This is a genomic window from Pseudomonas sp. Marseille-Q1929 (assembly GCF_017316265.1).
Classification (GTDB): Bacteria; Pseudomonadota; Gammaproteobacteria; order Pseudomonadales; family Pseudomonadaceae; genus Aquipseudomonas.
In genome coordinates this window covers 565321-581009 of the sequence record NZ_JAFLWU010000001.1, presented here as the reverse complement: position 1 = coordinate 581009, position 15689 = coordinate 565321, and the positions used below count along the sequence as shown (strand labels likewise).

12 protein-coding genes are annotated in these 15689 nt (G+C 59.8%); 7 read left to right on the top strand and 5 right to left on the bottom strand.

Annotation, left to right across the window (positions count from 1 at the left end; translation table 11 throughout):
- Window positions 1-13 precede the first annotated feature (13 nt).
- On the bottom strand, window positions 14-3388 hold the full coding sequence (locus tag J1G37_RS02660) for a DUF6543 domain-containing protein (RefSeq protein WP_207040085.1): 3375 nt from the start codon (window positions 3386-3388) through the stop codon (window positions 14-16).
- A 184-nt stretch (window positions 3389-3572) separates the two neighbouring features.
- Window positions 3573-4283: an SIMPL domain-containing protein gene (locus J1G37_RS02655; RefSeq protein ID WP_207040084.1), complete on the bottom strand. Its 711-nt coding sequence runs from the start codon at window positions 4281-4283 to the stop codon at window positions 3573-3575.
- 205 nt (window positions 4284-4488) lie between these two features.
- Here J1G37_RS02655 and J1G37_RS02650 point away from each other — a divergent pair, with 205 nt between their 5' ends.
- The 3 genes from J1G37_RS02650 (at window position 4489) to J1G37_RS02640 (ending at window position 8129) form a co-directional block, all read left to right on the top strand.
- Window positions 4489-5751: an ATP-binding protein gene (locus J1G37_RS02650; protein ID WP_207040083.1), complete on the top strand. Its 1263-nt coding sequence runs from the start codon at window positions 4489-4491 to the stop codon at window positions 5749-5751.
- Entirely contained in the window at window positions 5744-6304 is a 561-nt protein-coding gene (locus tag J1G37_RS02645; RefSeq protein ID WP_003171731.1) for a response regulator transcription factor, read from the top strand. The genes J1G37_RS02650 and J1G37_RS02645 overlap by 8 nt, the downstream gene beginning before the upstream one ends.
- A 100-nt stretch (window positions 6305-6404) precedes the next feature.
- Complete coding sequence (locus J1G37_RS02640) at window positions 6405-8129, top strand: ABC transporter ATP-binding protein/permease (protein ID WP_207040082.1); 1725 nt, start codon at window positions 6405-6407, stop codon at window positions 8127-8129.
- Between the two features lie 194 nt (window positions 8130-8323).
- Here J1G37_RS02640 and J1G37_RS02635 read toward each other — a convergent pair whose 3' ends face one another.
- The gene (locus tag J1G37_RS02635; protein ID WP_003171734.1) at window positions 8324-8761 is read right to left on the bottom strand and encodes a DUF1043 family protein; all 438 of its coding nucleotides are present in this window, start codon (window positions 8759-8761) and stop codon (window positions 8324-8326) included.
- A gap of 147 nt (window positions 8762-8908) precedes the next feature.
- On the opposite strand from J1G37_RS02635, the gene J1G37_RS02630 reads away from it, so the two are divergent.
- The 3 genes from J1G37_RS02630 (at window position 8909) to zapE (ending at window position 12095) form a co-directional block, all read left to right on the top strand.
- Window positions 8909-9538, top strand: a complete 630-nt coding sequence (locus tag J1G37_RS02630) for an alpha/beta fold hydrolase (protein ID WP_207040081.1) — start codon at window positions 8909-8911, stop codon at window positions 9536-9538.
- 24 nt (window positions 9539-9562) lie between these two features.
- Entirely contained in the window at window positions 9563-10921 is a 1359-nt protein-coding gene (locus J1G37_RS02625; protein WP_207040080.1) for a tryptophan--tRNA ligase, read from the top strand.
- 79 nt (window positions 10922-11000) lie between these two features.
- The gene (gene zapE, locus J1G37_RS02620) at window positions 11001-12095 is read left to right on the top strand and encodes a cell division protein ZapE (protein ID WP_207040079.1); all 1095 of its coding nucleotides are present in this window, start codon (window positions 11001-11003) and stop codon (window positions 12093-12095) included.
- A 130-nt stretch (window positions 12096-12225) separates the two neighbouring features.
- Here zapE and J1G37_RS02615 read toward each other — a convergent pair whose 3' ends face one another.
- Complete coding sequence (locus J1G37_RS02615; RefSeq protein ID WP_177325302.1) at window positions 12226-13146, bottom strand: GlxA family transcriptional regulator; 921 nt, start codon at window positions 13144-13146, stop codon at window positions 12226-12228.
- A 220-nt stretch (window positions 13147-13366) separates the two neighbouring features.
- Here J1G37_RS02615 and J1G37_RS02610 point away from each other — a divergent pair, with 220 nt between their 5' ends.
- Entirely contained in the window at window positions 13367-14503 is a 1137-nt protein-coding gene (locus J1G37_RS02610) for an acyl-CoA dehydrogenase family protein (protein WP_124527488.1), read from the top strand.
- Between the two features lie 114 nt (window positions 14504-14617).
- Here the strand turns inward: J1G37_RS02610 and J1G37_RS02605 are convergent, their stop codons facing one another.
- Window positions 14618-15658, bottom strand: a complete 1041-nt coding sequence (locus tag J1G37_RS02605) for an NADP(H)-dependent aldo-keto reductase (RefSeq protein ID WP_017734509.1) — start codon at window positions 15656-15658, stop codon at window positions 14618-14620.
- Between the last annotated feature and the right edge of the window lie 31 nt (window positions 15659-15689).

Below are 15689 nucleotides of genomic sequence, written 5' to 3'. Positions count from 1 at the left end.
GGGAGGAGATAGATCAGCTCAGCTTAGGCCTAACTTCCATGCGTATAGGCGAGGATGGATCCAGAGCATAACCGTCACTGTCCAGTTCATTGCTTTCGCGAAGGGTCAGTGTTCTTGATGACGTTACCTCTATGTCATTAAGTTCTTCCAGTTCACCATTGCTATTGTCTAGTTTTGTCAATATATAATCGGACTTGGCCGTGACCGTAGTTACATTGTTAGCAGGGTCATATTTGATATGGTAGTGTGGGTCACGCCCGCTACCAAAGACAGTGCCTTCAAATCTCGATGCACTAAATTCGTCCGACGCAGCGCCGAGTGCCCATTGGTTGGCGAGTTGAGAAATCCGCCTTCTTAGCTCCGGATCAGGAATCATTTCTTCCATAGCACGGATGTTTTCCCGCTTGACGTCATCGAGTTCATCATTCGTCAGTACACGGCCTTTCTGCTGCTTTAACGCTTTTATTTGTTGGTCAATGTCAATTTTCAGCGTGCCGCCGGGTGCTTCTACTGTGAATTTACTACGGTGTAGATCTGTGAGGAATTGATGAGTGTAGTCGTTTGTGCCAAAAGTGGAGATGAAATCGGAAGGTGGCAGCGTAGCCTTAAGCGGGTCCTCTTCAGCCGTCCAGGAAAGTTGCGGTATGGTTTCACCTTCATTGTTCAAGGTAATACCGTATTTATACTCGTTGCCATCAACCTTTAAGTACTTGTCCAGCGTTTCGGAACCCTTCATTTTCTCGCCGTTGATATCAAGAAACTCATCTGATAGTTTTGGCGATAACTTAGGCTCAGGGCTTGGGCTGGTAGACGCTTTACGACTCCACCATGCGCCGCCATCGCCCGGCGCGCGCGCCCACTCTCCATCACGCCCAGGTGTCACCACCGTCAGCCCGGTCCTCGTGGTTGGATCAATGATTTTGGCCGCTGCCGCGCCAGACCGATAGCTGCCGGAAATTTCAAATACCTTGCTCGTGCCCGTCTCATCAGTCATGCGCACAAACTGTCGAAAAGCCCCCGTGCTGTCTGTCATTCGGTAAACCCCGGACGCATCTCGGGTAGCGTTCTTTATCAGTTGCTCCCCGTCGGCGACGGCGTATTGCGCCATGGGGAGGAGCGACGGAGATCTCGGCAAGGGCGTAGGTGCTGGTTTGGTTTCAGGAGCTATACCATGCGAGGGGCCTGGCTGGGGTTCTTTACTGACCGTGACTTCCGGTTGGGGCTGCGGCTTCACAGGCGGCAGTTCTCTCTCGGGGGGAAGTGCAAACGGGTCTTCGGGAACCGCACTGGCCCCGACCGAAAACAATGTGTTCAGCAAGCCATCGAATGCCTTCGATGAGCCGTCCCGGCGTTCAGCCACCGTATCGCCGGACGCTTGTTTTTCGGCCCCCAATGCCAGTTCGGTCAATCCTGTCACTACGGCGGCCGCCGCCACCGGCGCAGCGATAGGCGCAAGCTTGGCCAGCAGGCCGGCCGCTACAGTAACGTCGTTGAGCCAGGTGTCCCGGGTGACTTCGCTGTTGGACTTGATGACCACGTCGGCGTCACTCGTCATGCGGTCCTTGCTGGCGGCGGCCATGGCGGAAAACACATCTCCCGCAATGGGTGACTGATTTTCATGGATGGCAGGGTGGAGTTTGCCCGAGGCCAGTTTCTGAAAGACCGTATCCAAGCCTTCTTTACGGGAACCTACGTTGGTAAACCACAACAACGGTACGACGATCTTGGCAATGCTTGCCAGGGTGCCGGGCTCATGATCCTGGCGTGCGATCAAAGGGAAGTGGGAAGCGAGGGCCGCACGCTTTTTATCGTCCTTGGTTTGGTCGATGACCCATTGATTCAATTTTTCAAGGGAATCAAACCTCAGAAACGCCGGCTCAGCACCAGGAATGTAGAGCACCTGGCGACCACCGTCGGCCGCACTGAAACGCAGAATGTCGTTGGATGCAAAGCCTGCGATATTCAGTGCATGTGCCTGCACGTGGTCTTTCGCCGGGGCCTGTGCCTTGAGTTGTTCGACGCTAAGCGGTGCATTTGGGTCGAGTGGCAGGTTGGACACTGCGCCCATCACCAAGCGGTAATCCTCTCGGGTGAAGCGGTGCTCGGGGGCTTGCAGCGCACGCTCGGCGGTCAGCCTGGCTTCAGCGGTCTTGAGTTGTTTACGGGCCTGATAGGTGAACTCGCCCTTGATTGCGGTCCGGTAGTCATCGTTGTGACTGTTCCAGAACGTGTCGATTTTTTTGGTCATTTCACCTTGAAAATCGGTCTTCCAGCTTTCGTGCATGACTTGGGAGGGAAGGATTGGGACTTGGTTGTGGGCGCCCCAGCCCTTTTTTTTGCTTTGCCCAAAGCCGTCTGTGTACAAACCGGATGCCCAGTCGAGGTTGCCTGGAACTCCGTCATCTTCCGAAAAGTTTTTCAGCAACGCATCCGGTAGCCGCAGGGAGGAAACTGGCTCCCAGGTGGTGTATTCCCAGCCAGTGATAGTCGCGTTTTCGGGGTCGGGGGTGTGCCCACCGCCGTTGAAACGGTTTAAGTAGACTGTGTCGGAATCAATGTGCTTGCCGGTCAATTTGAACAGAACCGCGTCCGCCCACTTCTTGGCTTCTGCCCGGGTGTTGGGCAGGTTGTTGGCGACATCGACCGCCAAATGTTTGTACGCCAGTGCCTGCGGGGCCGTGAGAAAAAACTTCGCGGCATTCAGCTTCTGCGTTTGCAGCGCGTCTGCCGAGCGGCTGTTGGCTGGGCGCAGTGAATCGTCGGCAGGAATGGGGCGGAACGCGTGGTCATTGTGCTCCAGTCGCCTCACTTGTGCGCGGGCCTCGGATTTGGAGGTGGGCAGTGTTTCACCGTAAAAGTCAGTGACTAGTTTTGGCCGCACGACGACTTCATCACCATTCATGTTTACCCGCAGGCGTTTACCAGGAACGGGAGAGATGACCTTGGCCGTGTCCAGAATAGGCCCTGCTATTTGACCCCAGCCCGAGTTGTCGGTGAGCGTGAAGGTCTTCTGCTTATCGCCTTCGCCGTATGTCAGCACGCCCGTGGACGGGTTGATCGACGCAGCGTCCATCTGAATCCCGTGGTCGCGCATCCAGTTCTTCACGACTGGGTTTTCTAAGTGCTCGCGATACAGTTCAAGCCATTGGCCCAGTTGGCTGTCGGGAGGGACTTTGATCAGGCCTGGGTCGTTGTGCAGTATTTTTTTCTGCACCGCCGCAATGTAGGCCTCAACCAGTTTTTTATCGCCGGGGGACGTCGCAGAGGGTTCAGTCGACGCCTGGCTCTCGAGCGCCTTTGGCGTGTTGGACATGACGGGGTTGAAAGGGAGTTGGCCACCCAAAGGAGGCGTTGTGGAGTGATGGTCGTTGCTCAGTGAACGGATCATTGTGCAGGTCTCTTAGATTGGCACATTCCGGCGAAGCACTCCCTGTAGGCCGGGTTGATCTCTGTGTCGTAAGAGCCGAGTTTTCGATTCCGATGCAATGTGCTGCAAGGCATGACGCCTTGGGTGGTGCGTGAAAAAAAAGGCGCGAGCCCTGGGGCCGCGCCGTTTTAACGCTCGGAAAAACTTATTGCAAAACTTCAATCACCCCATCGGCGCTCATGGTGACCTGGCTGGTGCCGGCTTCCACTTCCGGCGTTGGCGCTGAATCCATCGCGGCCGCTTTCATCATCATTCCACCACGGGCGTATGGCTGTGGATAACCATTGGTGTTGAAGTTCAGGTTGACGATCTTGTAGCCCTTGCCGCCCAGCGCATCGGTCGCCAATTGCGCGCGAGCCTTGAACGCGGCCACGGCGTCCTTGAGCAACGCATCTTCACTGGCCTTACGCGTGGCGTCGGCGATGGCGAAGTCCATGCTGTCCATTTTCAGGGTATTGAGCAATTCGCCGGTGAGCTTGGACAGCGCCGGGAAGTCTGCGCTTTCCAGGCGCAGTTCGGCGCGTTCACGCCAGCCGGTGATCTTCTGGTTCTTGTTGTCGTAGATCGGGTAGCTGTTGCGGCTGCCTTGGCGCAAGGTCACGCCCTTGACTTCGCGGGCCTGGCCCAATGCTTTGTTCACGGCTGTGGTGATTTCGGCGGCGAGCTTGGCCGGGTCGCTGTTCTGGGACTCGGTGTAGAGGGTCACGATCATCTTGTCGCGGGCAACCTCCTGGCTGGCCTCGGCGCGCAGGGAAATCTGGTTGTAGTTCAGCCCTTCGGCGGCCAGGGCAGGGAGGCTGGCAAGGGTGGCGACACCGAGGGTGATTACGGCTGCACTGCGAGTGAAACGAGACATGAGAACTCCTTGAGGTATTCGTGTTCGGTATGACTGTAGACGGTGGCATCGGGTTCTTCGGGTTTACACATTACCTACAAGTTGTGCCGTTGCCGACGAACGGTCATTTGCCACACCTGCGGCAAAGAGCCACACACGCCGTGCCAGCCGGTCGGCTTCGTTTATACTCCTGCCGATCCGCCTGCAGCGCTCAACGGGAGAGCTCATGCTCGCCGCCGTAAAACTGACTTCCGCCACCCGCCAGAACCTCTGGCGCCTGACGTTCATTCGTACCCTGGTCCTGGCCGCACAGGCCGGCTCCGTCGGGCTCGCCTATTGGTTTGAGCTGCTGCCGCTGCCGTGGCTGCAATTGGGCGTGACCCTGGGTTTCTCCACCGTGCTGTGTGTGTTTACCGCGATCCGCTTGCGTACCACCTGGCCGGTGACCGAGTTGGAATATGCGCTGCAACTGGCCTGCGACCTGTTTATCCACAGTGTGTTGCTGTATTTCTCCGGTGGTTCCACCAACCCGTTCGTCTCGTATTACCTGGTACCGCTGACCATTGCCGCGGTGACCTTGCCGTGGCGCTACTCGGTGGTGCTGTCGGGCATCGCGCTGACGCTGTACACCCTGCTGCTGGCGCGCTTCTATCCGCTGCAAACCTTCCCCATCGCCCGGGAAAACCTGCAGATCTACGGGATGTGGCTGAGTTTCGCCCTGTCTGCCGCCGTCATCACTTTTTTCGCCGCGCGCATGGCTGAAGAGCTGCGCCGCCAGGAAGAGCTGCGCGCCATCCGTCGTGAAGAAGGCCTGCGCGACCAGCAACTATTGGCCGTCGCCACCCAGGCCGCCGGCGCCGCCCATGAGTTGGGCACGCCGCTGGCGACCATGAGCGTACTGCTCAAGGAAATTATCCAGGACCACCACGACCCGGCCCTGCAGGAAGACCTCAGTGTGTTGCAGGAACAGGTCAAGCAGTGCAAACAGACCTTGCAGCAATTGGTGCGCGCCGCCGAAGCCAATCGCCGCCTGGCGGTGGAGATGCAGGACGTGACCCAGTGGCTCGACGAAGCCCTGAACCGCTGGCACCTGATGCGCCCTGAGGCCAGCTACCGCTTCCACCTGCTCGGGCAAGGCACCGTCCCGCGCATGGCGCCGCCGCCCGACCTGACCCAGGCCTTGCTCAACCTGCTGAACAACGCCGCCGACGCCTGCCCTGAAGGCCTGGGTGTGCAGTTGGACTGGGATGCGGAAGACGTGACCATCAGCATTCGCGACCACGGCGCGGGTGTGCCGCTGGCCATTGCCGAGCAGATCGGCAAGCCGTTCTTTACCACCAAGGGCAAAGGCTTCGGCCTCGGCCTGTTTTTGAGCAAGGCCAGCGTGACCCGCGCGGGCGGCTCAGTGAAGCTCTATAGTCATGAGGAAGGTGGCACGCTCACCGAGCTGCGCCTGCCCCGTGTCGCACGAGGAGATATCGATGAGTGACGAGATCCAAGTCGAAGGCGAAGAACTGCCGCACCTGTTGCTGGTAGATGACGACGCGACCTTTACCCGCGTGATGGCACGCGCCATGAGCCGTCGCGGTTTCCGCGTGAGCACCGCCGGTTCCGCCGAAGAAGGCCTGACCATCGCCCAGGCCGACCTGCCGGACTACGCCGCGCTCGACCTGAAAATGGACGGCGACTCCGGCCTGGTGCTGTTGCCCAAGCTGCTGGAACTTGACCCGGAAATGCGTGTGGTGATCCTCACCGGTTACTCCAGCATTGCCACCGCCGTCGAGGCGATCAAGCGCGGCGCCTGCAACTACCTGTGCAAACCGGCGGATGCCGACGACGTGCTGGCCGCCTTGCTTTCCGAGCACGCCGACCTCGATACCCTGGTGCCGGAAAACCCGATGTCGGTGGACCGCCTGCAGTGGGAACACATCCAGCGCGTGCTCACCGAGCACGAAGGCAACATCTCCGCGACTGCCCGCGCCCTGGGCATGCACCGCCGCACCTTGCAGCGCAAACTGCAAAAGCGTCCGGTACGCCGCTGAACGAAGTCTGAACAACCTGCTTCAGGCTGCACGGCGCCCTGAACCGATCGTCTATGATCGGTTCAAACGCCTGTGATCTCTTCCCTACCGAGCCTGAACGATGAATCAGAACGCTGAGTACTCCGCGGTCAACGACGCGGTGCGTGGGCAATTCTTCCGCCGAACCTGGGCGATGATCACACCGTATTGGCGCAGTGAAGAGAAGGGCAAGGCGTGGTTGTTGCTGGCGGCGGTGATTGGCCTGTCGCTGTTCAGCGTGGCGATCTCGGTGTGGATCAACCACTGGTACAAGGACTTCTACAACGCCCTGGAACACAAGGATACCGCCGCTTTCTGGCAGTTGATCGGCTACTTCGGCGGGATCGCTGCGGTGGCGATCCTCGGCGCGGTGTACCGCCTGTACTTGACCCAGATGCTGACCATCCGCTGGCGTGCCTGGCTCACCGAAAAGCACTTCGCCCGTTGGCTCGCCGACAAGAACTACTACCAGCTGGAGCAGGGCGGTTACACCGATAACCCGGACCAGCGGATTTCCGAAGACCTCAACAACTTTACCGCCAACACCTTGAGCCTTGGCCTTGGCTTGCTGCGCAATGTGGTCAGCCTGGTGTCGTTCTCGATCATCCTGTGGGGTGTGTCGGGCAGTATCGAAGTGTTTGGCATCACCATTCCCGGCTATATGTTCTGGTGCGCGCTGCTGTATGCCGCCGTGGGCAGTTGGCTGACGCACCTGATCGGCCGTCGCTTGATCGGCCTGAGCAACCAGCAGCAGCGCTTTGAAGCGGACCTGCGTTTCTCCATGGTGCGCGTGCGCGAGAACGCCGAGAGCATCGCGTTGTACAACGGCGAGCCGAATGAGCAGCAGCGCTTGAGCACACGCTTCGGCAAGGTATGGCACAACTTCTGGGACATCATGAAAGTGTCCAAGCGCCTGACCTTCTTTACTGCCGGTTACAGCCAGATCGCGATCATCTTCCCGTTTATCGTCGCTGCGCCGCGTTACTTCACCGGCAAGATCGAGCTGGGCGAGCTGATGCAAATCAACTCGGCGTTCGGCAACGTGCAGGAGAACTTCAGCTGGTTTATCAGCGCGTATTCCGACCTGGCGTCGTGGCGTGCCACCAGTGATCGTCTGCTGAGTTTTCAGCAGGCCATGACTGACAACGAGCAACGTCCTCCAGCGATTGATGTGCGCCCGCAAGGCGAGCGCCTGGTGGTGCAAGGCTTGGGCATGGACCTGGCCGATGGTCGCCACTTGCTCACCGATGCGGATATGACCGTGGAGCCTGGCCAGCGTGTGATGCTTAGCGGGCGTTCCGGCAGCGGTAAAAGTACGCTGCTGCGTGCGATGGGCCAACTGTGGCCAGCGGGGCATGGCAGTATTCGTTTACCGGCGGCGCGTTATTTGTTTTTGCCGCAGAAGCCTTACCTGCCGATCGGTACGTTGAAGGCGGTGTTGAGTTATCCACAAGACGACAGCGCCTACCCGGCCGAACGTTATGCACAGGTGCTGGAGACTTGCCGCTTGCCGCATCTGGTTGGCCGTCTGGATGAAGCCAACCACTGGCAACGCATGCTCTCGCCGGGTGAGCAGCAGCGCCTGGCCTTTGCCCGTGCGTTGTTGTTCGCGCCGCAATGGCTGTACATGGACGAAGCGACGTCGGCCATGGACGAAGAGGATGAGGCGACGTTGTACCAGGCGTTGATCGATGAGTTGCCGGGGTTGAGCATTGTCAGCGTGGGGCATCGCAGCAGCCTGAAGCGGTTCCATGGGCGGCATGTGCGGATCGAGGGTGGGCGTCTTCAGGAACAACAACCCGCCTAAGGGTGCACTCAATCAGTGTGGGAGCTGGCTTGCCTGCGATAGCGGTGTATCAGTGACAGATGAGCAAGCTGACACACCGCTATCGCAGGCAAGCCAGCTCCCACATTGGATCTCTGGTGTGCTTGAGAATGAGCAAGTAACAAAAAGCCCGGCTGATCATCGATCAGCCGGGCTTTTTAGTGCTTGAAGAAAACTTACTTCTTCAAACCGTAATGCTCATCCAGCATGCCTGGGGCGTTCGGCGTTTTTGGCGCGTAGTCCCGTGGCGGCTCCTGGTTTTCCCGGGGTGGGGTCAGGCGCTCACGTGGCGTTTGCGGTGCATCGGAATGCAGCGCGGCCAGCAGACGCTGACGGGTGATGTCGTCGAGGGCCAGGCGGTTGGCGCCATCGGCGAGGTGATCCTGTACTTCCTGGTAGCTCTGGGTGAGCTTCTTGACCAGGGTCGCGGTGCTGTTGAAGTGGGTAACAACCTCGTTCTGATAACTGTCAAAACGTTCCTGAATGTCATCCAACTGACGCTGCGTGCGGTTAGGCGCGGCATTCGGCAGCAGGCGAGCAACCAGGAATCCAATGGCGACACCGGCAACCAGGGCAAGAGTCGGCAACAACCAAACTAAGAGCGAGTGTTCCACGAGTCCTTCCTCTATAAACGGCTTTGCTTTACGTTAACGGCTCAAACCTGCGCTGTATACCGCGATTAAGCTCGCAATGATGCCAAGCACAGACTTTTAGCTAGACGAGTTGACCCTTTGAGAGGTCACGGAGTTCATCTCTTGCTCATGCGTGAAACCCCCGTTTTGATCGATGGCCCGGTCGGCCAATTGGAAGCGCTGTACCTGGATCACCCCGAACCACGGGGCCTGGCGCTGATCTGCCACCCCAACCCGGTGCAGGGTGGCACCATGCTCAATAAAGTCGTCTCGACCTTGCAACGCACCGCCCGCGATGCTGGTTTGATTACATTGCGCTTCAATTACCGTGGCGTCGGCGCAAGTGCCGGCACCCACGACATGAGCACCGGTGAAGTGGACGATGCCGAAGCGGCCGCCACCTGGCTGCGGGAAAAACACCCCGACCTGCCGATGACCTTGCTCGGTTTCTCCTTCGGCGGCTACGTGGCGGCCAGCCTCGGCGGCCGCCTGGAAGCCAAGGGTGAGCAGCTCGCGCACCTGTTCATGGTCGCCGCGGCGGTGATGCGCCTGCGTGACACCGACCTGCTGCCGTTGGGCTGCCCGCTGACCCTGATCCAGCCGGAAACCGACGAAGTGGTCGACCCGCAGACCGTCTACGACTGGTCCGCCGCCCTGAATCGCCCCCATGAGCTGCTGAAAGTGGCAGAATGCGGGCACTTTTTTCATGGCAAGCTCACCGATCTCAAGGATCTGGTGCTGCCGCGCCTCTCGAATTGATAGCAGTCTGATAAGCGATTACCCATGACGACTCGTACCCGTATCCTCACCGGCATCACCACCACCGGCACGCCGCACCTGGGCAACTACGCCGGTGCGATCCGCCCGGCGATCCTCGCCAGCCAGGACGCCAATGCCGACTCCTTCTACTTCCTGGCCGACTACCACGCCCTGATCAAATGCGATGACCCGCAGCGCATCCAGCGCTCGCGCATGGAAATCGCCGCGACCTGGCTGGCCGGTGGCCTGGATGTGAACCGGGTGACCTTCTACCGCCAGTCCGACATCCCGGAAATCCCCGAGCTGACCTGGCTGCTCACCTGTGTTGCCGCCAAGGGCCTGCTCAACCGCGCCCACGCGTACAAGGCCTCGGTGGACAAGAACGTGGAAACCGGCGAAGACCCGGATGCGGGCATCACCATGGGCCTGTACAGCTACCCGGTGCTGATGGCGGCGGACATCCTGATGTTCAACGCGCACAAGGTGCCGGTGGGTCGCGACCAGATCCAGCACGTGGAAATGGCCCGTGACATCGGCCAGCGTTTCAACCACCTGTTCGGCAACGGTAAAGAGTTCTTCACCATGCCCGAGGCGCTGATCGAAGAAAGCGTCGCCACCTTGCCGGGCCTGGATGGTCGCAAGATGTCCAAGAGCTACGACAACACCATCCCGTTGTTCACCAGCGCCAAGGACATGAAGGACGCGATCTCGCGCATCGTCACCGACTCCCGCGCGCCAGGCGAAGCCAAGGACCCGGACAACTCCCACCTGTTCACCTTGTTCCAGGCATTTGCCAGCAAGGCCCAGGAAGAAGAATTCCGCGCCGAGCTGCTGCAAGGCCTGGGCTGGGGTGAGGCGAAGAACCGCCTGTTCCAGCTGCTGGACGGTCAATTGGGCGAAGCCCGCGAGCGTTACCATCAACTGATGTCGCGCCCGTCGGACATGGAAGACCTGCTGCTGATCGGCGCCAAGAAGGCCCGCGCCGTGGCGGCGCCATTCCTCGCCGAGCTGCGTGAGGCGGTTGGCTTGCGTTCGTTCGTCGAGCAGGCTGCTGCGCCGGTGGCCGCCAAGAAGAAAGCCGCGAAGGCTGCACGCTTCGTGAGCTTTCGCGAAGACGACGGCAGCTTCCGCTTCCGCCTGCTGGCTGCCGATGGCGAGCAACTGCTGCTGTCGCGCAACTTCGCTGACGGCAAGGCCGCCGGTGCCGTGACCAAGCAATTGCAATCGGGTCAAACTTTGGACATTCGTAGCGAAGCGTATGGCTTCAATGTCTGGCTCGACGGCGAATGCGTCGCCGAGAGCACGGCAATCTACGCAGATGCCGCCGAGCGCGACGCTGGAATCGCCGCCCTGCGCGTTGCGTTGACGCCAATCGAAGATTGACCCGACCAAGGGTTGATTGCCATTAATCAGGGCCGTCGTTACAGTGACGGCCCGTTTTTGTTGCCTTGCTAACGAAATTATGACGCCCCTAGAACGATATCAAGCTGATCTGAAACGCCCTGAATTCTTCCATGACGCTGCGCAGGAAACCGCGGTGCGTCACTTGCAACGCCTGTACGACGACCTCGTCGCCGCCTCGCAAAGCAAGCCGGGGATGTTCAGCAAGCTGTTTGGCAAGAAAGACCACACGCCGGTCAAAGGCCTGTACTTCTGGGGCGGCGTCGGCCGCGGCAAGACTTACCTGGTGGACACCTTCTTCGAAGCGCTGCCGTTCAAGGAAAAGGTCCGCACTCACTTCCACCGCTTCATGAAGCGCGTGCACGAAGAGATGAAGACCCTGCCGGGCGAGAAAAACCCGCTGACCATCATCGCCAAGCGCTTCTCCGACGAAGCGCGGGTGATCTGCTTCGATGAGTTCTTCGTCTCCGACATCACCGACGCCATGATCCTCGGCACCCTGATGGAAGAGCTGTTCAAGAACGGCGTGACCCTGGTCGCCACGTCGAACATCGTGCCGGACGGCCTGTACAAGGACGGCCTGCAACGCGCGCGCTTCCTGCCAGCCATCGCGCTGATCAAGCAGAACACCGAGATCGTCAATGTCGACAGCGGCGTCGACTACCGCCTGCGTCACCTCGAGCAAGCGGAGCTGTTCCACTTCCCGCTCAACGAAGCGGCGCACGAAAGCCTGCGCAAGAGCTTCCGCGCCCTGACGCCGGAATGCACCCAGGCGGTGGAAAACGACAAGTTGATGATCGAGAACCGCGAAATCATCGCGCTGCGTACGTGCGATGACGTGGCCTGGTTCGACTTCCGCGCCCTGTGCGACGGCCCGCGCAGCCAGAACGACTACATCGAACTGGGCAAGATCTTCCACGCAGTGATCCTGAGCGGCGTGGAGCAGATGAGCGTAACCACCGACGACATCGCGCGGCGGTTTATCAACATGGTCGATGAGTTCTACGACCGCAACGTGAAGCTGATCATCTCGGCGGAAGTTGAGTTGAAGGATTTGTACACCGGTGGTCGCTTGAACTTCGAATTCCAGCGGACCCTCAGCCGTTTGCTGGAAATGCAGTCCCACGAGTTCCTCGCGCGCGGGCACAAACCTTAAAGACGAAGTAGATCAAAATGTGGGAGCTGGCTTGCCTGCGATAGCGGTCTGTCAGCCAGCTCATCTGCTGGCTGGTACACCGCTATCGCAGGCAAGCCAGCTCCCACATTAGGTTTGTGTTTGCCTAGGGTCAGGCGGCTTGCTGGAATTGCTGGCGATACTGGTTCGGCGACAGCTCCGTGTGCTGCCTGAACAACCGCGCAAAGAAACTCGCATCGTCATACCCCACCTCATAACTGATGGTCTTGATGCTCTTGCGGCTGCCCGAGAGCAGGCCCTTGGCTGTCTCGATACGCAGGCGTTGCAGATAATGCAGCGGCTTGTCACCGGTCGCCGTCTGGAAGCGCCGCATGAAATTGCGGATGCTCATGCCATGTTCGCGGGCGACGTCTTCGAAGCGGAATTTGTCGGCGAAGTGTTCTTCGAGCCAATGCTGGATCTGCAGGATGATCACGTCCTGGTGCAGCTTCTGCCCACCAAAACCGATGCGTCCCGGCGCGTAGCTGCGTTGCACTTCGTAAAGAATGTCGCGGGCCACGGCCTGGGCGATGTTGGCGCCGCAGAAGCGTTCGATCAGGTAGATGTAGAGGTCGCACGCCGAGGTGGTGCCGCCGGCGCAGTACAGGTTGTCGGCGTCGGTGAGGTGCTTGTCCTGGTTGAGCTGGACCCGCGGGAAGCGTTCGCTGAAGGCGTTGAAGAAGCGCCAGTAGGTGGTCGCCTCCTTGCCGTCAAGCAAGCCGGCTTCGGCCAGCCAGAACACCCCGGTGGCTTCGCCGCAGAGCACGGCGCCGCGTGCGTGTTGTGCGCGCAGCCATGGCAGCACTTGCGGGTAGCGGGTGCAGAGAGCGTCGAAGTCGTCCCAGAAGGCCGGTAGCACGATGATGTCGGCGTCTTCGAGGCCGCCGTCCACCGGCATGATCACATCGCTGAAGCTGCGCACCGATTGCCCGTCGGGGCTGACCAGGCGCGTTTCGAACGCCGGGGTCAGGCCCAGGCCTTGTTGCTTGCCGTAACGCAGGCTCGCGAGGTGGAAGAAATCCTTGGCTTGCATGAGGGTGGAAGCAAATACCCGATCAATGGCCAAAATGCTGACGCGCCGCAAGGGCGTGGAGATTTGGTTAGACATAATTTCATTTATTCTTATAGGGGAAAGTGGTCACCAGACGGCTGGATCGTCTTATTTTTTGTCGCATGTGTCCAGTGTCCTGTGATGCCTTCGCGGCATAGTCTCTGTGGGCTTGTTTTTGTCCGACAATCCCCGCAGGTGAGCCATGATCCCCAGAACCTTGTACAGCCCGGAACACGAACTCTTTCGCGAGAGCGTGCGCACCTTCCTCGAAAAACACGCCGCGCCGTTCCATGGGCAATGGGAGAAACAGGGCTATATCGATCGCGATTTGTGGAGCAAGGCGGGGGAGGCGGGGATGTTGTGCTCCCATCTGCCGGAGGCATACGGCGGCTTGGGTGCGGACTTTCTCTACAGCGCGGTGGTGATCGAAGAGGTCAGCCGCCTGGGCTTGACCGGCATCGGCTTTTCCCTGCATTCGGACATCGTTGCACCGTATATCCTGCATTACGGCAGTGAGGCGCTGAAGCACAAGTACCTGCCCAAGTTGATCTCCGGCGAGATGGTCACGGCCATTGCGATGACCGAACCGGGCGCAGGTTCCGACCTGCAAGGGGTCAAGACCACCGCCGTGCTGGACGGTGATGAGTACGTGATCAACGGCTCCAAGACCTTCATCACCAACGGTTATCTGGCCGAGCTGGTGATCGTCGTCGCCAAGACCGACCCCAAGGCCGGCGCCAAGGGCACCAGCCTGTTCCTGGTGGAAGCCGACACGCCGGGCTTCGCCAAGGGCAAGCGCCTGGAGAAGGTCGGCATGAAGGCGCAGGACACCTCCGAGCTGTTCTTCCAGGACGTGCGCGTGCCCAAGGAAAACCTGTTGGGCCAGGCCGGCGCGGGCTTTGCGTACTTGATGCAGGAGCTGCCGCAGGAGCGTTTGACCGTGGCCATCGGTGCCGTGTCATCTGCCGAGGCGGCGTTGGAATGGACCCTGGACTACACCCGCGAGCGCAAGGCGTTTGGCAAGGCGATTGCGGATTTCCAGAACACCCGCTTCAAGCTGGCGGAGATGGCCACCGAGATTCAGATCGGCCGCGTGTTTGTCGACAAGTGCATGGCGTTGCACCTGGAGGGCAAGCTGGATGTGCCTACCGCTGCGATGGCCAAGTATTGGGCCACGGACCTGCAATGCAAGGTGCTCGACGAGTGCGTGCAGCTGCACGGCGGCTACGGCTTCATGTGGGAATACCCGATTGCGCGGGCCTGGGCGGATGCGCGGGTGCAGCGGATTTATGCGGGGACCAATGAGATCATGAAGGAGATTATTGCGCGGGCGCTGTGAGTATTGCGGTGTGTTTGAGGGCCTCATCGCAGGCAAGCCAGCTCCCACATTTGACGGTGTTCACAAATCAAAATGTGGGAGCTGGCTTGCCTGCGATGGCGGTCTACCGATCAATCAAGGCGCAGGGTTCGGATGATCCTTCTGAATCGCCTCAATCCCCTCCAGCACCTCTTTCGACAGCTTCAGGTCCGCACTGGCAATGTTGCTATCCAGTTGCTCCAGCGACGTCGCCCCAATGATATTGCTGGTCACAAACGGCTGCTGCGTCACAAACGCCAACGCCATCTGCGCCGGGTCCAAGCCATGCTCGCGCGCCAGCGCGACATAACGGCTGCACGCCGCTTCCGACTGCGGGTTGAAGTAGCGGCTGAAGCGGCTGTACTCCGTCAGGCGCGCCTTGGCCGGGCGTGCGCCGCCTTCGTACTTGCCGCTGAGCATGCCGAACGCCAGGGGCGAGTAGGCCAGCAGGCCGCATTGCTCGCGAATCGCGATTTCCGCCAGGCCGACTTCGAAGCTGCGGTTGAGCAGGTTGTAGGGGTTCTGGATCGACACCGCGCGGGGCCAGCCACGGGCTTCGGCCAGGGCGAGGAACTTCATGGTGCCCCATGGGGTTTCGTTGGACAGGCCGATGTGGCGGATCTTGCCGGCCTTCACCTGTTCGTCCAGCGCTTCGAGGGTTTCCTCCAGCGGAGTGAGGTTGTCTTCGTCCTTGTGCTTGTAGCTCAGTTGGCCGAAGAAGTTGGTGCTGCGCTCTGGCCAGTGCAGTTGGTAGAGGTCGATCCAGTCGGTTTGCAGGCGCTTGAGGCTGGCATCCAGGGCTTGGCCGATGTGTTTGCGGTTGTGGCGCAGGTGGCCGTCGCGGATGTAGTCGATGGTGTTGCCGGGGCCGGCGATCTTGCTCGCGAGGACCCAGTCGGCGCGATCGCCACGGCTTTTGAAGTAATTACCGATATAGCGCTCGGTGGTGGCATAGGTGTCGGCCTTGGGCGGCACCGGGTACATTTCCGCCGTGTCGAGGAAGTTGATCCCCGCGGCCTTGGCCCGTTCGATCTGGGCGAAGGCCTCTGCCTCGCTGTTCTGCTCGCCCCAGGTCATGGTGCCCAAGGCTATCGCGCTCACGTTCAGATCCGTACGGCCCAGCTGTCGATAATCCATCGGGTACTCCTTCAGGGAAAACAATCATAAA